This is a genomic window from Xenorhabdus ishibashii (assembly GCF_002632755.1).
Classification (GTDB): Bacteria; Pseudomonadota; Gammaproteobacteria; order Enterobacterales; family Enterobacteriaceae; genus Xenorhabdus; species Xenorhabdus ishibashii.
The window spans coordinates 1,436,748-1,457,494 of the sequence record NZ_NJAK01000001.1 but is presented as its reverse complement, the minus strand read 5'-3'; the positions used below and the strand labels follow the sequence as shown (position 1 = coordinate 1,457,494).

Sequence of the window (20,747 nt, the reverse complement as noted above, 5' to 3'; positions counted from 1 at the left end):
TCGCCTTCGGGTGGCGAATGAAAACTCCCGTAGCCTGCAAGGGAGAGCATGCATTGCAGTACACCTGCCCACCTTTGGAAGCAGATATCGTCGGACATCTAACCCATTGTCTGGCGATAAAAGTTTCTCGGTCTCGTTATGCACCTGCTTATCATTCATGCAGAGCAATAGCCCTGCCACGTTCACAATCACCATTTATCCTGTACGTCTGGTTTTCAACTCACTGCCTTGTAACTACAGTTCCCCAGGCCTGCGTGGGGGATTACGGCCCGTGAAGTTAGTTGTAGCACTGCGGATCTCTTGGCCAAAAATATCAACACGTGCCTGGAATGGTGGGAATGGCAAGGTGATATCATGTTTGCGGAATTCCTGCAAAATGTGTTGATGCACTTCATGACGGGCAGGCATACGATGCCCCATCTCTGCGGCATAGGCGCGTAGTTCATAAATCTGAATGCCTTGTTGCAAATCCACTAAATACACTTCCGGCGTCGGGTTATCGAGAATAAATGGTGAACTTTTGGCGGCAGATATTAATATGTCGGTGGCGTTTGCGGAGTCAACATCAGCCGGCACAGGGATTGTCAGGACGATACGAGTGATCGTGTCAGACAGTGACCAGTTGATGAATTGTTCTGTAATAAAGGCTTTATTGGGAACAATAATCTCTTTTCTGTCCCAGTCGGACAAAGTTGTTGCCCGTGTATTGATTTTCGAGATACTGCCTGTCAGACCACGAATAGTCACGGTATCACCAATGCGGATCGGTTTTTCAAATAAAATGATCAGTCCGGAAATAATATTGGCAAAAATTTCTTGTAAGCCAAAACCAAGCCCAACCCCCATTGCAGCAATCAGCCACTGTAGTTTCGACCACTCAATTCCTACCAAAGAGAAACCTACCAGGCCGCCAATGAGAGTGATGCTGTATTTGGTCAATGTCGTAATGGCATAACCTGTTCCCGGAGTCAGCACTAAATGCTGTAACAGGGCGAGTTCCAGCAGAGCTGGCAAGTTACGGACAAGTTGAGTAGTAATAACAATAACTAAGATTGCAATTAATACGGAGCCGAGGGTAATTGGCTGAACGCTATCAATACCGTTGATGGTTGTACTCACGTTCCAGAGCCGGATATTCTCAAGGAAAGAGAAGGCAGAATGGAGCTCAGACCATAATAGGATAAGTGAAACTAGCGCTATCATTGTCAGGATTGAACGTACTAACCCTAACGATTGGGCACTGATGGCATCCAAATCGATGACTGGCTCTTCAACCTCAATTGAACCTTCTACACTGCTATTAATATTGCCAGAATCCTCCTCACTTTTGGCACGTTGAGCCAATATTTCAGCACGGCGTTGTTTTGCCCGTTCAAACGCAATTTTGCGGCGTTGGATCAGCATCCATCGACGTACAATGTGGTAAACGACCAGCAGGAAGAACCAGATAGCAACAGAGGTTTCCAGACGACCTAATAGCGCCTGAGAGGTTTGCAGATAACCCAGGATCGAAGCGAGTGCCGCTAAAATTGGAGCCGAGAGCAATATCCACCATAAAACAGAACTAACAATGTTCTCGCCTGAACCATGTTTGTCCATATAGAGTGGAATGCCGGCACGTTTTAAGCTGCTGGTTACCAAACTCAGCGAGATACAGAGCATGATGAAGCATAACCTGCCTAGAGTTGCAATAAAATCCTGGTCTTTGTAATGATTAAAAGTAATCAATGCCATCATGAGCGGCACGATCAGAAAAATGGAAAGACGATAGAAACGCATTGCTCGCTTGATGCGTTCTTCTGGCCAGCGAAAATGAGCGATAAACAAGCCATTGGGATGAGCAAAGGCTGCACTAAGCATAAAAACCCACAAAACGGGAGTAGTTTCACGTACACCGTTGCCTATTGCGGTAGCCATTGGATACTGCCATGCATTTTGTAACCCATAGCCAATGGCAGACCAGAGCATGGGTAACGGTAAGGCTGCGACGACAGACCAAAAAACTGTGCGCACAGTCAAAGAAAAATGATCTTGTGTCACTTTACCGATGCGATTGCTCGAACGTTCAAGAAAAGCATGATACTGGCGGTGTGAGCTAATACTAAAAATAACCAATAGTAAAGTACCCAGTAAATAGAGCAGAGTATCTTGTTTGGTCAACATGCTGTGAATGGCAGCACCCAACTGAGAGAACGTATCCAGAGATAACAGACGCGTCAGATTTTGTACCACCAGTAGGGGATAGTTGAGCGATATAGGATTGATATCCGCAACCCAGAACAGATAGCGGTGGGTAGCATCTTGAACCTCTTTCAGGGCATCATTTAATTTGTTGGTGATTACCTTGAATTGCGTCTGTTCCAGTATCTCATTGTCATATCCTGATAGCAGGGAGTTTAATAGCTCTTTCCTGGTGCGAATAAGTGACTCGTAGACCTTTTTTTGCTCTGGAGTCAGAGTGTGATATGAGGGTAATGTCTGTTCAAGCGGCCGTTGCAGGAGTTCCAGCATTTCCTCATATTTCAATCTTTCGACCCGCAATTCGACAATATCCCTGTCAATTTGCTGGGATTTTGACATATCAGGAATATGAGTGACTCTCGCTCTTAAAGTTTCGCCAAGTGCAGTGGAATCGTTTAGCCATTGTGCTTGTTCACGGATAGTATTGAGTGTTTGGAGAACAAAAAGAATTTCGCTATTGGCCTTACGCTGTTTTGAACCAATGGCTTCCATTCTCTGGGTTTGCTGAGTCAGCATGTGCGACAATTGGCGGTTTTTCTGAAGCTCATCTTGCAAAAACTTTGGTAGTTTTTCTCCACTTTGCTCCGCCAGCATTTCTGTATATTCCAGTGCAGATTCCGTTTTTTGCTGGCGTTGGGTATTTAACTGGCTGCGTAATTGCTGGAGTTTAAGATCCAGCCGTTGATAGCGTTTTTTATATAATTCTGCGCGTATGCGCGCAATCTCCTGACGATTATTAACAGAAAGTTGAGCCATCTCCAGTTCATCAGTCATAGCTTTACGGGCACTGACTTCTGCTTGCGCCAGCGCTAATTGCGCTTTGGCCAATGGCGTGGAAGGTGAGTCCTGAGACCGGAGTCGAGAAGTTGCCTCATCTAGCAAGCGCTTTGCTTCAGCTTGTTGTTGAGGCAATTGACTCATAGAGTCACTGATTTCTCGAAGCTGATCCTGTTCGTGCTGTAATTGGCGGCCTTGTTCCTGTAATTCGTTAGTTGACTGAATAATTTGCTGTTCTAAATTGCTGATAGTCTGATTGGCGGGAATGGGCGTGACAGCATTGTCTTCAGTAAGAATTTTCTGGCGTAGTTCTTTGATGATTTTAGGAAATTCATCAATTGCTTGTCGATACTTCTGGGTACGCTCGTTGGCGGATTTTACATCGTTAATCCAATTTATTGCCCCTTGAAGTGCATGTGCGATTTCAGAATCTTGTGAACTTTTATTGCCTCCAACCTGCTTTAGCTCTTGTCTCAGTTGGATTTCATCCAGCAGGGGCACGGAAGCAAAAGCTGAGCTCGCAATTAAGAAGCTGAGAAGTAAACTGATAATCAGGCGCACAATCACAATAAGGGGCTCCTTGGTTATAAATTAGTCGATGATATCTTTAATTCGTTGATTCATCATTATTTACTGCGAGTTCTTCTGGTGTAACAGCCTGCGCCATCATGGTTCCCATACGGGTTTGTGAACCACTGTATAAGTTGTTGGCAAAATCAATCTGATTGGCAGCGAACAGGTTGATCACTGTTGAACCCAGCTTGAAGCGTCCCATCTCTTCTCCTTTTTTGAGGGAGATGATGCCTTCTTGCCCTTCTGTAGGGTAAGTCCAGCGTTTGATGATGCCTTCACGCGGAGGTGTGACACAGCCACTCCAGACGGTTTCAATACTGCCAACAATGGTCGCACCAACCAGAATTTGTACCATGGGGCCGAACGCCGTCTCAAATAAACAGATGACGCGTTCATTACGTGCAAATAAGTTTGGCACATTGGCTGCCGTCAACGGGTTTACTGAAAACAGATCACCAGGGACGTAGATCATCTCTTTGAGCACGCCATCGCATGGCATGTGGACACGATGATAATCCTTTGGCGATAAGTAAGTCGTGATAAATTGGCCATTACGGAACTGTTCAGCTAGTTGATACTGCCCTGCCAGTAGGGCTTCTATTGTGTAATAGTGTCCTTTGGCCTGAATAATCTGATCTTCACGGATCGCACCGAGCTGGCTTACCGTGCCATCTGCTGGCAGAGCCAACTGGTGGGCTTCATTGGCGATAGGACGAATACCTTCCTTAAGGGGGCGGACAAAAAATTCATTGAATGTTGAATAAGCAGTGAATGAGGGATCTTTTGCCTCATTCATATCCACTTTATAGGCCTTAGCGAAAGCCTTGATGGCAAGTTGTGTCAGCCAGCCAGCCTTTTTATTGGCAAACCAACCTGCCAGATTCGTAATACATTGTTTTAGCAGTAAATATTGTAGACTGATTTTAAAATTATCCAGCACGTCAACCTCTTGGATCTTTTCTTGGCAAATTGGACAAAAGTCGACTATTGTACCTGTCATTATTTTTAATGTCAGGGTATCGTTAAGTATTGCCTTATTTTTGAGCGTTTGTGAAATTTCGGCGTGGTTTAACTTGTGCCATGCTTTCCAAAATTCGGTGGTAATTTTCAAAACGTTCTTCAGCAATGGCACCTTGTTCTAACGCTTCTCTTAAAGCACATCCAGGATCATCTTGATGTTTGCAATCACGGAATTTGCACCCTCCCAGATATTCGCTGAATTCGACAAAACCTTGCGTAACCTGTTCTGGCGTTAGATGCCACAATCCAAACTCACGGACACCTGGAGAGTCGATCACATCTCCTCCCTGTGGGAAATGGTAAAGGCGTGCGGTGGTAGTAGTATGCTGACCGAGACCTGAGTTATCTGAGACATTATTGACCAGAATATCTTCTTTAATGTCAGGCAACAGGGTGTTGAGCAAGCTGGATTTCCCGACACCAGATTGGCCTGCAAAGATACTGATTTTGTTAGCCAGCAGAGCGGTTAGTTCAGGGATACCCTCGCCGGTATAGCTGGAAACTTCCAGTACGCGATAGCCGATATGACGGTAGATACCCATGATATCGTTGACCCATTCACGACTTTCAGTATCCAACATATCGATTTTATTGAGTACGATCAGAGGCTCGATATTGAGTGTTTCACATGCGACTAAATAGCGATCGATAATATTCAGCGAAAGTTCGGGCAAAATAGCGGAAACAATCACGATTTGATTGATATTTGAGGCAATGGGTTTGATGCCATCATAGTAATCAGGGCGTGTAAGAACGGAAGTACGTTCATGAACCGCTTCTACGATACCATTCACTTTGACATCAGACTGGAGTTGTAGCGCGGGGCGCCATACAACGCGATCACCAGTGACCAATGAGGGTATTGTCCTACGGATATTGCAACGCTGTATGGAAGAATCTGCGGCTTCAATATCGGCATGTTGCCCGAATCGGCTGATCACCAGCCCTTCTTGTGGTTCACCAAACTGGCTGTCATCCATTTCTGGTTTTTGAACATCGGCCTTATTATTTAGCTTACGCTGATGATTGGCGTGCACACGGCGTTGTTGCCCTTTGGATAGTTTACTTTTAGCCACCGAACCTCACTTATTTTTCGTTTATATTTCATTTATTTTGCTGGTCATCGCTGTGAGTAATCAAAAACGTTATGATACCTCACGGTACAGACTACCTCTTTTGAAGGAAACTAGGATATATCATGTCAAAAAGTGAGAACAATCTTATCTGGATAGATTTAGAGATGACGGGGTTAGATCCCGAGCGCGATCGCATAATTGAAATTGCGACTATTGTCACCGATTCGGAATTGAATATCCTTGCTGAAGGGCCTGTCATTGCTGTTCATCAATCGGATGAGCAATTGGCATTGATGGATGATTGGAATGTACGGACGCACACGGCCAGCGGATTGGTGGAACGTGTCAAACAGAGCCAGTTTGATGATGCGCAAGCTGAAAAAGCGACCATTGCATTTCTGGAACGATGGGTGCCGGCAGGAAAATCACCCATTTGTGGCAATAGCGTGGGGCAGGATCGTCGTTTCCTATTTCGCTATATGCCGGAGTTGGAAAAATATTTTCACTACCGTTATTTGGATGTCAGTACGCTTAAAGAATTGGCGCGTCGCTGGAAGCCTGAGATGTTGTCAGGGTTCAGTAAGAAAAATACCCATCAGGCATTGGATGATATTCGGGAATCCATTGCTGAATTGGTGTATTACCGTGAGCACTTTATCCAGAAGTAACGTATTCTCCAAAAATAAAGAGCGGTATTTGGTACAATATTTGTACACAAATTAATCTCTGTGTTGATGATTAAGCGGATTGTTTGCTGGTTTAATCATCAATCGGAGAAAAAATACAATTTTTTGGGTTGTGGGACTTGTCAGAGGAATAATTTCTCGTATAATGCGCTCCCCGTACCGGTGAAGAATTTCAACAGTACGACATGCCAGAATATATGCGGGAATAGCTCAGTTGGTAGAGCACAACCTTGCCAAGGTTGGGGTCGCGAGTTCGAGTCTCGTTTCCCGCTCCAAATTAAAATTTATTCGGGTATATCAAATTAGGCTTAATACAAGCCATACCAAATGCGGGAATAGCTCAGTTGGTAGAGCACAACCTTGCCAAGGTTGGGGTCGCGAGTTCGAGTCTCGTTTCCCGCTCCAAATTCAGGACTGTAGATGTGATAGAAGTCTGCAAACCATAGAAAAAGAGCCTTATGGCTCTTTTTTCATTATAAAATAATAGTTTACCAACTTATTTTTATAACGATTTCAACAACTCTTCTTTGCTTTCCAACATGCGTTTCATCGCTTTTTGCTTCACATGACCAAAACCACGCACCTGATTAGGTAGCTCAGCAAGTTGTAGGCAAATTGCCAAATTATTGCGTTCCATTTTTTCGATTAAAAAATCAATTAATCGCTCATACTCAAGCAGCAAATTTCTTTCCTGTTTACGCTCTTCCTGATAGCCAAAAATATCGAAAACAGTACCACGCAGTGATTTACATGCGGCAAGAAAATGGAATACAGGAATGATCCATGAACCATATTCTCTTTTTCCGCGTTGGCCTGTTCGGGGATCTTTGCGATTGAAGAGAGGAAGGCTAAGGTGAAAACGAATGGTATTTGTATTATCAAATTGTGAGCGGAGTTTATCGAAAAAACCGGTTTTGACGTAGAGTCGGGCAACTTCATATTCATCTTTATACGCCATTAATTTGAATAAGTTCTCAGCAATGGATTTAGTCATTTCTTCTGCATCGATCTGCTGAGCCACCATTTGAACCTGGGCAATACGGCTGAGATAACGCATCGCATATCTTTCATTTTGATAATCAACCAGAAATTGATACCGATGCATAATGAGATCATCCAGGCTTTTTATATTTTCTTGCGGAGCAATATTGAGGTGTTTTTGCAGAATATCGGGTTGTTCTGCCGCGATGCGGCCTATACAGAACGCTCGCCGAGCATTATCTGCTGAAGTTCCCAATTCTTGCATCGCATTGTTGATGGCAGATAATGTGATTGGGAGTTTGCCGAGCTGCCAGGCATAACCCATTAATATGATATTTGTTTGGTCTCTGTCACCGACTAGATGAGCAGCCATCATTTCTGCATCAATGGAGAATAATATCTGTGTGTGTTGATTCAGAATGTCTAGCATTTTGGGATTATCCAAATCCAGCGTAGGGGAGCGGAGCATAGTGCCTATTTGGGTTTCATGGGTGTTCAGTATGCATTTTGTTGATCCTCTAGACATCACTTCCAGTGAGTTTTGCCCTGTTGCAGCCACTAAATCAGCGGCGATAACCAGATTAGCTCGCCCGCGATCAATCCTGACTTGATGCAGTTTATCTTTATCATGGCATAACCGAACATGGGTTATGGCCTCTCCGCCTTTTTGAGCAAATCCGGTAAAATTGAGCAGGCTGACAAAACAGTTATCTAATTGTGCGGCATTTGCAAGTAAATGGCCTGCAGTGACAATACCGGTACCGCCGATACCGACTAACAGGATTTCATAAGGTGTTTCGGCAGAAGGCAATGCTGGCTGCGGTAGTTGGCGGATAATTGTATCTAACTCAGCCTGTGAGATGATTTTACTGAGATCTGCGCGAGGGTTGGCATTTTCGACAGTGATAAAGCTGGGGCAAAATCCTTTCAGACAGGACAGATCTGAATTGCAAACGTGTTGGTCTATCTTGCGTTTAGTGCCTAAAGATGTTTTGGCGGGAATAACAGCAAGGCAATTTGATTGTATTTGGCAGTCACCACATCCCTCACAAACCCATTCGTTGATAACGGCACGGCGCGTTGCTTTTGGCGTCAATCCACGCTTTCTTTTACGGCGTAGTTCTGTGGCACAGGTTTGATCGTAGATGAGTACCGTTACACCAACGATATCTCGAAGACGTTTCTGCACATCTTCAAGATAATCCCGCCCATAGAGTTTCACATTGGATGGAAGGCTGTTTTTACCTGTGTATTTACCAAGGTCATCCGTCACGACAACCACTTCTTTCACACCTTCTGCCAGCATCAAAGAAACCATTTGCACTAGGGTGATATTTCCATCCAGCGGCTGCCCGCCTGTCATCGCCACAGCATCATTGAACAGCAACTTGTAAGTAATATGGCTCCCAGCAGCGACTGATTGGCGAATGGCTAAGTGACCAGAATGGAAATAGGTGCCATCTCCCAGATTTTGAAAGACGTGGGAGCGATTTACAAACGGAGCATGCCCTATCCAGTCGATACCTTCTCCTCCCATTTGCAAGAGGCCGTTTCCGGTGTTGCGATCCATCCACGCGGCCATGACATGACATCCAATACCAATCTGGGCTTGGCTGCCGTCTGGCAAGCGAGTTGAAGTGCTATGGGGGCATCCGGCGCAGAAATAAGGTGTACGTTTGGGTAACGTTGCGTTGTGCTGAGTGGTAGCCGTAGACCATTCTGGTGGCACGGAAAGAAATAAATTGAATTGTTGTAACCAGCCAGAAAGTGGGGCAGCAACCCGTGAAGGGCGTAGTTCAATGTCAGTGGGTAACAATTTCTGACCAAGATGGTTATGTTTACCTATCAGGTTGGTCATTTTCTGTAATCTAACTAACTGATGAGCCAGCAGCATTTCAACGATGGCGGCTTTTTCTTCAATAACAAAAATATGGCTGACTTGGGTAGCAAGCTCGCTGAGAAGCGGTGATAAAGGATAAACCAAACGGATATGGAGAAAAGCGATGCCTTGTTGGGCTAGTTCAGAAGGCGTTAGACCCCCAACCCGCAGGGCTTCCATAACATCCTTATGGGCTTTGCCAACCGTTACCAATAAAGCGTGTGGATGTTTGCAGGGGGTGAGCAGGTAATCAATGGGGTTAAGTTTGGCGAACTCTTCAACGGCTTTCAGTTTATAAGCCAAACGCTTTTCAATTTGTGGGCCAGGGAGATCAGGCCAGCGCCAGTGAAGCCCATCGGGGCCAGGATCAACTTGGGGAAATTGATAATCAGGAAATGGTTTGCTTTCTCTGACTGCACCACTTTCCACGACTTCACTGATTGCTTTAAAGCCAAACCATGCACCGCTAACACGTGATGCCGCCCAGCCCCACAATCCAACATTGAGATAATCGTCAACTGATGCTGGGTGCAAAACAGGCATACTCCATGCCATCATCGCAAGGTCAGATTGGTGGGACATGGAAGAAGAGACGCAACCGTGATCGTCTCCGACGATCACCAGCACGCCACCGTGCGGAGAGGAGCCGTAGGCATTGCCATGTTTAAGTGCATCACCGGAACGATCGACGCCTGGCCCTTTGCCGTACCACATACCAAAAACGCCGTTAACCTGTCTATCCGGATCTGTTTCGACTTTTTGTGTTCCTATCAGTGCATCGGCTGCGAGATCTTCATTGACGGCAGGTTGAAAGCGAATATTGGCTTGAATAAGTTCTTTGCTGTGTTGCCATAATGTTTGATCTAAGCGGGCTAAAGGAGAGCCGCGATAACCTGAAACAAACCCTGCTGTGTTGAGACTGTGGATTTCATCCAACTCAGCTTGAGCGAGCAGAAGGTCAACCAGCGCCTCAGTACCCGTGACAAATTTAGATTGATAATATCGAGCCATGTTCCAGACCCTCTCTCAAGAGAATAATCATCTAAGTAACAACGAAAATTGTTGTTAATCTATTTCCACAAAATCGTTAGGACAAGCATAAATCTTATTAGATGTTAGTTAATTGTTTATTTAATGTTAACTCCATGCTGCTTGGTATTCCAGCTAGCTGTTGGGGTTATGGCATAGATTTTTGCGTAAACTGAGGAGAATATCTTTTGAGCGTTTAACTCGGTAGTAAAAGCAAAGGGCTTGCCATTTTATCTGAACACGTTCATAATGGCGCCCATTCCTGATATGCAGGTTCTAAGAATTACCTATAATTCATACGGTTAACAGGTGTTTAAAATCAGTATTCGGGTATCTCAAGCTAATAATTAGCTGTCAGCGACGCGGGAATAGCTCAGTTGGTAGAGCACAACCTTGCCAAGGTTGGGGTCGCGAGTTCGAGTCTCGTTTCCCGCTCCAATTTCCTCTATTTTGTTATCTTCCTTCCATAAGAATATCTGCGTTTGTGATTGTATTTTATCTATTTAATAATGACTAGTAAGGCTTGTTATATCAACTACATAGAATGGTCAACCATTTTTATTCATGAAGGAGAAGATCACAAGTCGGCAAGGAAACCGTGAGTAAGGAAAAAATACCAGCGTTGAATGCTGGCACATATTACAAGCTCAATCCAAAATAAATTGTCGATAAAGCGCTTGCTATCCTGCCTCAACAAGTCCATAATGCCGCCTCATTTTTGAAGAGGCAGAGGAAAATTTCTCCACTAGCGTCTAGAATGTGTGAGTGGGCTATTACTTCGCTGCTGATTTCTGGTGTTGACTACCAGAATTCAATTCTTATTTTTATCCACAGTTTTTAACATTATCGCCTTATTGAGTCACCTGATGACGCTCTACTTATTACACAGAGTTATCCACAGGCGGCTTCTTTGCTTTTGGTTTTTTGAAATTACCATTCATAACAACAGATAAAACTTAACTCATTGATTAATTAAGATAATTAACCTAATTTAAAAATAGCATGATCAATATTTATTTTCTGTCTGTTAGTTGATCAGTAAAGTGTTTTCATTTTATTCACAAGGAAATGAAAGACTTTTTTTACCAGAAATTTGGCTGCCCGATTATTAGGCATCTCTGGGTAAACCTTTGGTTATTGCTCTTATCAATCGTTTTTGTTGTGAGGTTTGAACTTCGATGGCATCAGCATTCCGTCGAGCCATTTGTTGGGTTATCGCCCAGTGGATATGTTCATCCAAAATTTCACTTAAGCCGAACCGTTTTTCCAACGCTAACACGATGTCATCTTGATAGGGGGCATTGCCCAAGGCAACGGAAATGTTGCGTAACCAGCGCAAATATCCAATACGGCGAATTGGCGAACCTTCCGTGATACGCAGAAACTTTTCCTCGCTCCAATTGAATAACGCTAGCAGATCAGGGGTATGCAGCGCAGCACGTGGGTTAAAGTCAGCTTCATCTGTTAATTGAGAAAAACGGTTCCAGGGACAAATAAGCTGACAATCATCGCAGCCATAAATCCGGTTGCCCATCAGTGGACGAAATTCTTCTGGAATGACACCTTCCAATTCAATGGTCAGATAAGAGATGCAGCGTCTGGCATCGATGGTGTAAGGCTCAACAATGGCTCCCGTTGGACAAGTTGTCATGCAGGCCACACAGCGTCCGCATTGTTCCTCTTGCGGAGCATCGATGGGCAGGGGGAGGTTAATCAGTAATTCACCAAGGAAAAACCAAGAACCCGATTCACGATTTAATATAAGTGAGTGTTTACCAACCCAGCCAAGCCCCGCTTTTTCTGCCAGTGGACGCTCCATAATTGGGGCTGAATCGACAAAAGGACGAAAATTCAGAATTCCTTGATATTCGTGAGCGCGACAATATTCCTGGATTTTGTCGCCCAGTTTTTTGAGACGTTGACGCAGCAGTTTATGATAATCTCGACCCAATGAATAACGGCTAATATAACCCATTTGTGGGTTGTTAAGCGTACTGGCAAACGCTGCTTTAGCAGGCAGATAATTCATGCGTACACTGATAACCCGTAAAGTCCCCGGCAGAAGCTCATGGGGGCGGGCGCGCATCATGCCGTGACGAACCATCCAGTCCATTTCGCCATGATATTGCTTATCAAGCCATTCCTGTAGCCTTGGCTCTTCTGCCGATAAATCGGTGTCACAGATGCCGACTTGCTGGAAACCAAGGGCAAGGCCCCATTGTTTGATGTTTGTTGCCAGAAGATTCAGATCGAGGTGGGTTGTCATGAAATACAAATTACTGCTGAAAGAGGATGGTTAGCTTAACACAGAGGGGATTGAATACAAAAATACGATCTATGGACATTACAGTGGCACAGAAGATATTAAATGATAATGTCTGAATTATGTTATGGTTATCGGTTAAGCTATTAACTGATATGTCTACCTGATTAGTCTCTAATTCAATAAATCAAAACAGATATTTTTCGATGAAAGAACTCGTTTTATCACTTCCAAATGAAGATGCCACAGTTGCCTTGGGTAATGCAGTGGCGGTAGTTAGCGATCGCGGCTATGTTATTTATCTATATGGCGATCTTGGTGCGGGAAAAACCACATTCAGCCGTGGTTTTCTGCAAGCTCTCGGCCATCAGGGGCATGTGAAAAGCCCGACTTATACGTTAGTTGAGCCTTATGCCTTACAACCTCGGCCTGTTTATCATTTCGATCTTTATCGTCTGGCTGATCCTGAAGAGCTGGAATTTATGGGGATACGTGATTATTTCCAGCAGGATTCTATTTGCTTAGTAGAGTGGCCTCAGCGGGGTGCTGGCGTTCTGCCTGATGCAGATATTGAGTTGCACCTGAGTTATGACGGTGAAGGGCGACAGGCACGTTTTGTTGCGTTATCTAAATATGGTGAAAGTCTGCTGGATAATTTGAAGTCCTTATGAAGGAATACCCGACCATGATTAATGCCTTTTTCGTGGATGTGATAAAAAAATGGCGCGCCTATTGGGTGATGGCTTGTGCCTTGTTTTTCATATTGATCCAGTTGGTGATGACGGCCGCATCGGCGGCTACGCTATCGAATATTCATGTGAAGAATGGTCCATCTGAGGCCGTTGTAACATTGGAATTCATTGGCGGACATCCTGATTATCGATTTTTTCCTTTGCATTCTCCTGAACGGTTAGTGGTGGATATTCGTCAACCCAGTAAAATTATTGGGCTACCGATGCGTTTATCCGGCCAGAATCTGGTAAAACTTGCACGCTCCAGCCAGCCACCCGATGCACATCATCAGCGGGTGGTGTTGGAGTTAGCACATAAGGCCACAGCTACATCTACGGTGAACAGGTCTACGGTGAAAAATGTCGGCAATAAATCGCAAGTGGTGATAACACTGAAAGCCAATGGAGTAGCGAACAGTTCACCTGTATCGACTAATCATGCCTTACAAAACGAAAGTAAGCGGTTACTTACAAATGATGCTCAACTTGCGGGAAAAGAAACTCAGCCAGTATCGAATCACCGTGAGCAAGGCGTGAAGAAACAAGCTGCCCAATCTGCGCAAGGAAGAGTGTCCCGCCCGATTGTCGTTGCTATTGATGCGGGACATGGAGGGCAAGATCCTGGAGCGATTGGGCAACGGGGGCTGAAAGAAAAGAATGTCACGATTAATGTTGCCCGTAAATTGGAAGCTCTTCTGCGCAATGATCCCATGTTTACACCAGTATTGACGCGAAATGGCGATTATTTTATCTCTGTGGCAGGGCGTTCTGAAGTTGCCCGTAAACATAAAGCCAATATGCTGGTATCCATTCATGCCGATGCAGCTCCCAATCGCAGTGCCAAAGGTGCTTCTGTCTGGGTGCTCTCAAACCGCCGTGCAAACAGTGAATTGGGGAATTGGTTGGAACAGCATGAAAAACAATCGGAATTACTGGGAGGTGCAGGAGATGCTCTCGCCAATGGTACTGATCCTTATCTGAGTAAGGCCGTGCTGGATTTGCAATTTGGGCATTCACAGCGGGTTGGTTATGACGTTGCCATGCAGGTATTGCGCCAGCTATCTAAAATTGGTTCCTTGCATAAGCGTACACCAGAACATGCAAGCCTTGGCGTTTTGCGCTCGCCGGATATTCCGTCCATTTTAGTGGAAACAGGCTTTATTAGTAACTTGTCTGAAGAAGGAGTGTTAGGCACCAATCAGTATCAGGAAAGACTGGCACAAGCTATTCATTTGGGATTACGTCACTATTTTCTGGCTAACCCGTTGCAGTCTGCACCAAAGTAACCAAATATACGCTTATCAGAATAGGTTTGGTAGGCTCTGAGTTGTAAGTTCTGAATTGTAAGTAAGGTCAAATTATGGCTATCAAGATATTACCCCCACAATTGGCAAACCAGATTGCTGCCGGTGAAGTGGTTGAACGCCCTTCTTCTGTAGTGAAAGAGTTGGTGGAAAATAGCCTTGATGCCGGTGCAACCCGTATTGATATTGATATTGAACGAGGTGGCGCAAAGCTGATACGAATTCGCGATAATGGTTGCGGGATTAGCAAACAAGATTTGATGCTGGCACTAGCGCGTCATGCAACCAGTAAAATTGCGTCACTGGATGATTTGGAAGCGATTGTCAGTATGGGCTTTCGTGGAGAAGCCTTGGCAAGCATCAGCTCTGTTTCAAGGCTGACATTAACTTCCCGCCCTGAAAGTCAGGCAGAAGCGTGGCAATCTTATGCCGAAGGCCGTGATATGGAGATCACAGTGAAACCTGCCGCTCACCCTGTGGGAACAACGGTTGAAGTGTTGGATCTGTTTTATAACACGCCTGCCCGCCGAAAATTCCTGAGAACAGAAAAAACGGAGTTTGGTCATATTGATGAAATCGTGCGTCGGATAGCTTTGGCGCGGTTGGATGTCATCATTAACCTGAATCACAATGGAAAACTGGTGCGCCAGTACCGTCCTGCTAAAGATGAATCTCAGCATGGACGGCGTTTGGCAGCCATTTGTGGAACCGCTTTTGTACAACAGGCACTGGCGTTGTCATGGCAACATGATGCGTTGTCCATTAAGGGCTGGGTTGCTGATCCCGTGAATACGGCAGTGAGCGAGATCCAATATTGCTATGTCAATGGGCGTATGATGCGGGATCGCCTGATTAATCATGCGATTCGTCAAGCTTATCAGGATTTGATTAAGGGTGAGCAACAACCCGCTTATGTTTTGTATCTCGAAATCGATCCGCGTCAGGTGGATGTTAATGTGCACCCAGCCAAACATGAAGTACGTTTCCATCAAGCTCGCTTGGTGCATGATTTTATTTACCAGGGGGTAGCAGCGGTATTGAAACAACGCGGTACGGGAGAGGAGTTGGCGTTTGACTGTCAGGACCGTGCTACAAGCTGGGTGCCGGAGAATCGCCCTTCTGCGGGAGAAAACCATTTTACCCGCAAGCGTGTTGAGCAAGCAGATGAGGCACCTTCACGACGTTATGAGCATCATGATCGTGGTACACAGCAAATGCATTATGGGGAAAGCTACCAGAAAAAAGAGGGGGAGTTGTACCAAAAAATGATGCAATTCTCACCGGAAGCAAAACGCCCGTTATTTCCAGAGCGGGGCGCGCAGAAAAGTGTATCTGTTCCCGCTACACCTGTGCCATCGGGACAGGAAAGATACACTTTTGGAAAAGTATTGTGTATCTACGCAGGTTGCTATGCCTTGATCGAATCCTCATCGGGAATCGGGCTACTTTCCCTGCCAATAGCTGAGCGCTGGCTGAAACAAGCGCAACTGACTCCTGGAGAACAGGGGCTTAAATCCCAGCCATTATTGATCCCGCTGAAACTGGCTCTCAATCAGGCAGAAATGGGTGCTTTGAAGCAGAATGGTGACTTATTAAAGACTTTTGGCATTGAATCGACAGTCGCACATGGAAAAGTAACCATTCATGCGGTATCGTTGCCTTTGCGCCAACAGAACCTGCCGAAACTCTTGCCGGAACTATTGGGCTATCTTGGGGAACAGTCAGCCGCTTCTGGTGAGCAGGTTGCCAGTTGGCTTTCTCGTCACGTGGGTAGCGAGCATGAAACGTGGAACATCGCGCAAGCCGTCCAGCTTTTGGCTGATGTCGAACGCCTTTGCCCTCAACTGGTGGGATCGCCGCCGGATGGGTTATTACAATTAATTGATTTACAAGCAGTGGTGGCACTTCTTAATCATGAGTGATTTAAAAACTCAACATCTGCCGACAGCCATTTTTATTATGGGGCCGACGGCTTCAGGGAAAACGGCGTTATCGATCGCCTTGCGCCAGCATCTTCCGGTTGAATTAATCAGTGTTGATTCTGCGTTGATTTATCGTGGAATGGATATCGGGACAGCAAAACCTTCCACACAAGAGCAGGCTCTGGCACCTCATCGTTTGATCGATATTCTTGATCCTACGGAAGTCTATTCTGCTGCTGATTTTCGCCGCGATGCATTGAAAGAAATGGCAGAGATTACGGCGGCTGGGAGAATTCCGCTCCTGGTTGGTGGAACCATGCTATATTTCAAAGCATTGTTGGAAGGATTATCGCCTTTGCCTTCCGCCGTACCTGAGGTTAGGGCGCAGATTGAACAGCAGGCAGCGGAGCTGGGATGGGATGGGTTACATCGACAATTGCAGGAAATTGATCCCATTTCTGCGGCAAGGATTCATCCTAATGATCCACAACGTCTTACTCGTGCACTGGAAGTTTTTCGAATTTCGGGTAAAACTCTAACTGAGTTGACTGAAACGTCTGGAGAAATATTGCCTTATCGGGTTCATCAATTTGCGATCGCGCCAGCAAGTCGTGAAATTTTGCATCAGCGTATCGCAGCCCGTTTTGAACAAATGATCAAATCAGGGTTTGAAGATGAGGTGAAAGCGCTTTATGCTCGTAGTGATTTGCATATAGATTTACCCTCCATTCGTTGTGTTGGTTATCGTCAGATGTGGTCTTACCTTGAGGGCGAAATATCTCATGATGAGATGGTTTATCGTGGTATCTGTGCGACACGCCAATTGGCGAAGCGTCAGATCACGTGGCTCAGGAGTTGGGACAATGTGACTTGGTTGGATAGCGATCAACCTAAACAAAATCTAAACACGGTCATACAGGTTATTGGTACATAAATTCATTGATTGTGTACAATTGATCAGTATCAGTGATCAGTACCAAGTGTCATTTTTGAGTAGCTACTTTTTCGAACCAATCGGTTCTTAGTTAAAACAACAAATAAGGAAAATATAGAATGGCTAAGGGGCAATCTTTGCAAGATCCATTCCTGAACGCTTTACGGCGTGAAAGGGTCCCGGTTTCTATTTATTTGGTTAACGGCATCAAATTGCAAGGTCAGATTGAATCTTTTGATCAATTTGTCATTTTACTGAAGAATACGGTTAGCCAGATGGTTTATAAACATGCCATCTCTACTGTTGTGCCTTCCCGCCCAGTGTCTCATCATGGTAATAACCAGAATGTGCCGACTGGTGTTGGAAATTATCATGCTGGCACTAACCCAGCAGTACAACAGGAAAGTGATGGCGCTGAGTAAATCAGCAGCCGTGCCTATAAAAATAAAAACATAGGTAGGGAGACTTTACCTATGTTTTTTCTTATTGGATTTTTACTCAGCCTGAGGGGTTGCACCGTTGTTTGATCGTTATGAAGGCGGAGAGTTAGCCGTTCTGGTGCATGTTTTCTTCTCACAGGAAAAAGATACGGAAAATCTCAGTGAATTCGAGTCATTGGTAACTTCCGCAGGTGTTTCTCCTGTGCAGATTGTAACGGGAAGCCGGAAGGCACCTCATCCGAAATATTTTGTCGGAGAGGGCAAGGCAGAGGAAATTGCTGAAGCTGTCAAAAACAGCGGTGCAGATGTGGTGTTGTTTAACCATGCTCTTAGCCCTGCTCAAGAGCGTAATCTTGAACGCTTGTGTCAATGCCGTGTCGTTGATCGCACGGGGGTTATTCTGGATATTTTTGCCCAGCGGGCAAGGACGCACGAAGGTAAGTTACAAGTTGAATTGGCACAATTGCGCCATTTGTCCACCCGTCTGGTTCGGGGCTGGACTCACCTTGAACGCCAAAAAGGAGGGATCGGGCTGCGTGGGCCAGGGGAAACCCAGTTGGAAAGTGACCGTCGTATGCTGCGCGACAAAATCAAACAGATTTTGGGGCGTCTTAACAAAGTTGAAAAACAGCGTGAACAGGGGCGTCAGGCACGTAATAAAGCTGATATCCCAACGGTCTCTTTTGTTGGTTACACCAATGCCGGAAAATCCAGTTTATTCAATAAAATAACTTCTGCTGGAGTTTATGCGGCTGACCAACTTTTTGCCACTCTGGATCCGACACTGCGCCGAATAGAGGTGGATGATGTTGGTACGGTTGTTTTGGCTGATACAGTCGGTTTTATCCGCCATTTACCCCATGATTTGGTGGCAGCGTTCAAGGCGACTTTGCAGGAAACTCGGCAAGCGAGATTATTGCTGCATGTTGTTGATGCGGCTGACCCTCGCTTCGATGAAAACATTATCGCGGTTGACAGTGTTCTTGAAGAGATTGAATCCAATGAGATCCCTTCTCTGATGGTAATGAATAAAATCGATATGTTGGAAGATTTTATTCCCCGCATTGATCGTGATGAAGAAAATCGTCCGGTCAGAGTTTGGTTGTCTGCACAAACTGGCGAAGGAATTCCTCTGCTATTACAAGCGTTGACTGAGCATCTTTCAGGTGAAATTGCGCACTATAAATTGCACCTTCCACTTGGAGCAGGGCGTTTGCGCAGTCGTTTTTATCAGCTTCAGGCCATTGAGCGTGAATGGATGGAAGAAAATGGTCAGGTTGGTGTTGAAGTCAGGATGCCAATGGTCGATTGGCGTCGTCTGTGTAAACAAGAACCAAAATTACCCGACTATGTTGTCTGATTGATTGGCGCAAGACAACAAACAAGGTATCATTTTATCCGTCATTTCAAGGTGCTTATAGTCATGGAGTAGCAGAGATGAAATGGCGGTGATGAAATGACTGTGCCAGAATTGCGTGACAGGATCAGCACTGTCAAAAGTTATCACCCAATAATATTGGTTGCTTACAAAAACGATGAAGTTCGTCGTTTCTGCCCACGGAGGCCGCTGTCAAACCTGTCAGGGACAGGCAACGGCCTGTGAAGTGGGAAGCCTCACCCATCTGGGTGGAGAGCAGTCACCTCTGAAAAACCAGTAAAAACTAGAAAGTGGAGCTAAAACATGGCGTGGAATCAGCCCGGTAATAACGGACAGGACCGCGACCCGTGGGGAAGCAGCAATAATAATGGCGGCAACTCCGGCGGCAACAATAAAGGTGGTCGTAACCGTGGGGCAACTGATCTCGACGATCTGTTCCGTAAACTGAGTCAAAAACTCGGTGGTCTCGGTGGAAACAAAGGTGGAAATGGTTCTGAGCAGAACCCTAAATTTGGCGGGCGTCTTATTGGTCTTGCCGCTGCTGCTGCAATTGCTGTTTGGGTTGTCAGTGGTTTCTATACGATTAAAGAAACAGAACGTGGTGTAGTAACTCGATTTGGTAAGTTTAATCATGTTGTACAGCCTGGTTTGAACTGGAAAATGACGTTCATTGATAATGTCAGGGCGGTTAACGTTGAATCTGTTCGCGATTTGGCAACGACGGGTGCCATGCTGACTTCAGATGAAAACGTGGTATTGGCTGAAATGAACGTTCAATACCGTGTTACTGATCCAGCAGCTTATCTCTTCAGTGTTACCAATCCTGATGATAGCTTGCGTCAGGCTACAGACAGTGCCGTACGCGGTGTTGTTGGCAAATATTCGATGGAAACCAATCTGACGGAAGGGCGTACTATTGTCCGTAACGATACCCAGAAAGTATTGGAAGAGACTATCCGTCCATACAATATGGGCATTACTGTGGTCGATGTAAACTTCCAGGCTGCTCGTCCACCTGAAGAAGTTAAAGCTGCATTTGATGATGTGATCGCAGCGCGTGAGCAGAAGCAGCAAACCATTCGTGAAGCCAGAGCTTACGAGAACGAAGTATTACCTAAAGCGAAAGGTGAAGCACAGCGTATTATCGAAGATGCTAAAGCCTATAAAGTTAGCGCAGTATTGAATGCTAAGGGTGAAGTGGCGAGTTTTGCTAAAATCTTGCCTGAATATAAGGCAGCTCCAGAAATTACTCGCGAACGTCTGTATATCGAGACGATGGAACGTGTGTTAAGTAATACACGTAAAATCATTGCAAACGAGAAGAGTAATAACATGCTGTTACTGCCGTTAGATCAAATTGTGAGAGATCAGGCACAAGTTCAGCAAAATACTTCCAATACAGCAGTACAGAAGATGATTCGTCAGAATCAATCTACGCCACAACGGGAATCTAACACTTATGGTGGTAGTGATAACCTGCGCGGTGATACGGTCAGAATGGGGAGACCATAAT

Annotated in this window: 15 protein-coding genes and 3 tRNA genes; 13 read left to right on the top strand and 5 right to left on the bottom strand. The window is 45.3% G+C overall.

Annotation, left to right across the window (positions count from 1 at the left end):
* Window positions 1–17 precede the first annotated feature (17 nt).
* Entirely contained in the window at window positions 18–275 is a 258-nt protein-coding gene (locus Xish_RS18365; protein ID WP_141553958.1) for a hypothetical protein, read from the top strand.
* Here the strand turns inward: Xish_RS18365 and mscM are convergent.
* The 3 genes from mscM to rsgA form a co-directional block, all read right to left on the bottom strand.
* A complete protein-coding gene (gene mscM, locus Xish_RS06860) occupies window positions 235–3,579 on the bottom strand; it encodes a miniconductance mechanosensitive channel MscM (RefSeq protein WP_099118695.1) in 3,345 nt (1,114 codons plus the stop codon). The two genes, Xish_RS18365 and mscM, sit on opposite strands and share 41 nt — an antisense overlap.
* A 46-nt stretch (window positions 3,580–3,625) precedes the next feature.
* A complete protein-coding gene (gene asd / locus Xish_RS06855) occupies window positions 3,626–4,531 on the bottom strand; it encodes an archaetidylserine decarboxylase (protein WP_167383282.1) in 906 nt (301 codons plus the stop codon).
* A gap of 94 nt (window positions 4,532–4,625) precedes the next feature.
* Window positions 4,626–5,687, bottom strand: coding sequence for a small ribosomal subunit biogenesis GTPase RsgA (gene rsgA / locus Xish_RS06850; RefSeq protein ID WP_099117252.1), 1,062 nt, complete (start codon window positions 5,685–5,687; stop codon window positions 4,626–4,628).
* A 122-nt stretch (window positions 5,688–5,809) separates the two neighbouring features.
* On the opposite strand from rsgA, the gene orn reads away from it, so the two are divergent.
* From orn to Xish_RS06830, 3 genes are all read left to right on the top strand, one after another.
* Complete coding sequence (gene orn, locus Xish_RS06845) at window positions 5,810–6,355, top strand: oligoribonuclease (protein ID WP_099117251.1); 546 nt, start codon at window positions 5,810–5,812, stop codon at window positions 6,353–6,355.
* A gap of 217 nt (window positions 6,356–6,572) precedes the next feature.
* Window positions 6,573–6,648, top strand: a tRNA-Gly gene (locus Xish_RS06835).
* Between the two features lie 54 nt (window positions 6,649–6,702).
* Window positions 6,703–6,778 (top strand) — tRNA-Gly (locus Xish_RS06830).
* A gap of 97 nt (window positions 6,779–6,875) precedes the next feature.
* Here Xish_RS06830 and Xish_RS06825 read toward each other — a convergent pair.
* On the bottom strand, window positions 6,876–10,244 hold the full coding sequence (locus tag Xish_RS06825; RefSeq protein WP_099117250.1) for an indolepyruvate ferredoxin oxidoreductase family protein: 3,369 nt from the start codon (window positions 10,242–10,244) through the stop codon (window positions 6,876–6,878).
* Between the two features lie 380 nt (window positions 10,245–10,624).
* Here Xish_RS06825 and Xish_RS06820 point away from each other — a divergent pair.
* Window positions 10,625–10,700 (top strand) — tRNA-Gly (locus Xish_RS06820).
* Window positions 10,701–11,370: 670 nt separating this feature from the next.
* Here Xish_RS06820 and queG read toward each other — a convergent pair.
* Window positions 11,371–12,528 (bottom strand): tRNA epoxyqueuosine(34) reductase QueG, encoded by a 1,158-nt coding sequence (gene queG, locus Xish_RS06815; RefSeq protein WP_099117249.1) that lies wholly within the window; start codon window positions 12,526–12,528, stop codon window positions 11,371–11,373.
* A gap of 203 nt (window positions 12,529–12,731) precedes the next feature.
* Between queG and tsaE the strand changes: the two genes are divergently transcribed.
* The 8 genes from tsaE to hflK all read left to right on the top strand — a co-directional run bounded on the left by tsaE (window position 12,732) and on the right by hflK (window position 20,746).
* On the top strand, window positions 12,732–13,196 hold the full coding sequence (tsaE, locus tag Xish_RS06810; protein ID WP_099117248.1) for a tRNA (adenosine(37)-N6)-threonylcarbamoyltransferase complex ATPase subunit type 1 TsaE: 465 nt from the start codon (window positions 12,732–12,734) through the stop codon (window positions 13,194–13,196).
* Window positions 13,197–13,210: 14 nt separating this feature from the next.
* On the top strand, window positions 13,211–14,542 hold the full coding sequence (gene amiB / locus Xish_RS06805) for an N-acetylmuramoyl-L-alanine amidase AmiB (RefSeq protein ID WP_244185952.1): 1,332 nt from the start codon (window positions 13,211–13,213) through the stop codon (window positions 14,540–14,542).
* A 74-nt stretch (window positions 14,543–14,616) separates the two neighbouring features.
* Window positions 14,617–16,482: a DNA mismatch repair endonuclease MutL gene (gene mutL / locus Xish_RS06800; RefSeq protein ID WP_099117246.1), complete on the top strand. Its 1,866-nt coding sequence runs from the start codon at window positions 14,617–14,619 to the stop codon at window positions 16,480–16,482.
* Window positions 16,475–17,416, top strand: coding sequence for a tRNA (adenosine(37)-N6)-dimethylallyltransferase MiaA (gene miaA / locus Xish_RS06795; protein ID WP_099117245.1), 942 nt, complete (start codon window positions 16,475–16,477; stop codon window positions 17,414–17,416). The genes mutL and miaA overlap by 8 nt, the downstream gene beginning before the upstream one ends.
* A 119-nt stretch (window positions 17,417–17,535) precedes the next feature.
* On the top strand, window positions 17,536–17,838 hold the full coding sequence (gene hfq / locus Xish_RS06790; RefSeq protein ID WP_074021079.1) for an RNA chaperone Hfq: 303 nt from the start codon (window positions 17,536–17,538) through the stop codon (window positions 17,836–17,838).
* Window positions 17,839–17,935: 97 nt separating this feature from the next.
* Window positions 17,936–19,216: a ribosome rescue GTPase HflX gene (hflX, locus tag Xish_RS06785; protein ID WP_099117244.1), complete on the top strand. Its 1,281-nt coding sequence runs from the start codon at window positions 17,936–17,938 to the stop codon at window positions 19,214–19,216.
* A 96-nt stretch (window positions 19,217–19,312) separates the two neighbouring features.
* On the top strand, window positions 19,313–19,459 hold the full coding sequence (locus tag Xish_RS18555) for a hypothetical protein (RefSeq protein ID WP_167383191.1): 147 nt from the start codon (window positions 19,313–19,315) through the stop codon (window positions 19,457–19,459).
* A 78-nt stretch (window positions 19,460–19,537) separates the two neighbouring features.
* A complete protein-coding gene (gene hflK, locus Xish_RS06780; RefSeq protein WP_099117243.1) occupies window positions 19,538–20,746 on the top strand; it encodes an FtsH protease activity modulator HflK in 1,209 nt (402 codons plus the stop codon).
* The last annotated feature ends 1 nt before the right edge of the window (window position 20,747 follow it).

What these genes read in the sequence shown, in the direction of transcription:
- Xish_RS18365 (WP_141553958.1), top strand. Translation starts at nt 18, where the DNA reads ATGAAAACTCCCGTAGCCTGCAAGGGAGAGCATGCATTGCAGTACACC.
- orn (WP_099117251.1), top strand. Translation starts at nt 5,810, where the DNA reads ATGTCAAAAAGTGAGAACAATCTTATCTGGATAGATTTAGAGATGACG.
- tsaE (WP_099117248.1), top strand. Translation starts at nt 12,732, where the DNA reads ATGAAAGAACTCGTTTTATCACTTCCAAATGAAGATGCCACAGTTGCC.
- hflK (WP_099117243.1), top strand. Translation starts at nt 19,538, where the DNA reads ATGGCGTGGAATCAGCCCGGTAATAACGGACAGGACCGCGACCCGTGG.
- Xish_RS06825 (WP_099117250.1), bottom strand. Translation starts at nt 10,244, where the DNA reads ATGGCTCGATATTATCAATCTAAATTTGTCACGGGTACTGAGGCGCTG.
- miaA (WP_099117245.1), top strand. Translation starts at nt 16,475, where the DNA reads ATGAGTGATTTAAAAACTCAACATCTGCCGACAGCCATTTTTATTATG.
- amiB (WP_244185952.1), top strand. Translation starts at nt 13,211, where the DNA reads ATGATTAATGCCTTTTTCGTGGATGTGATAAAAAAATGGCGCGCCTAT.
- mutL (WP_099117246.1), top strand. Translation starts at nt 14,617, where the DNA reads ATGGCTATCAAGATATTACCCCCACAATTGGCAAACCAGATTGCTGCC.
- queG (WP_099117249.1), bottom strand. Translation starts at nt 12,528, where the DNA reads ATGACAACCCACCTCGATCTGAATCTTCTGGCAACAAACATCAAACAA.
- hfq (WP_074021079.1), top strand. Translation starts at nt 17,536, where the DNA reads ATGGCTAAGGGGCAATCTTTGCAAGATCCATTCCTGAACGCTTTACGG.
- Xish_RS18555 (WP_167383191.1), top strand. Translation starts at nt 19,313, where the DNA reads ATGACTGTGCCAGAATTGCGTGACAGGATCAGCACTGTCAAAAGTTAT.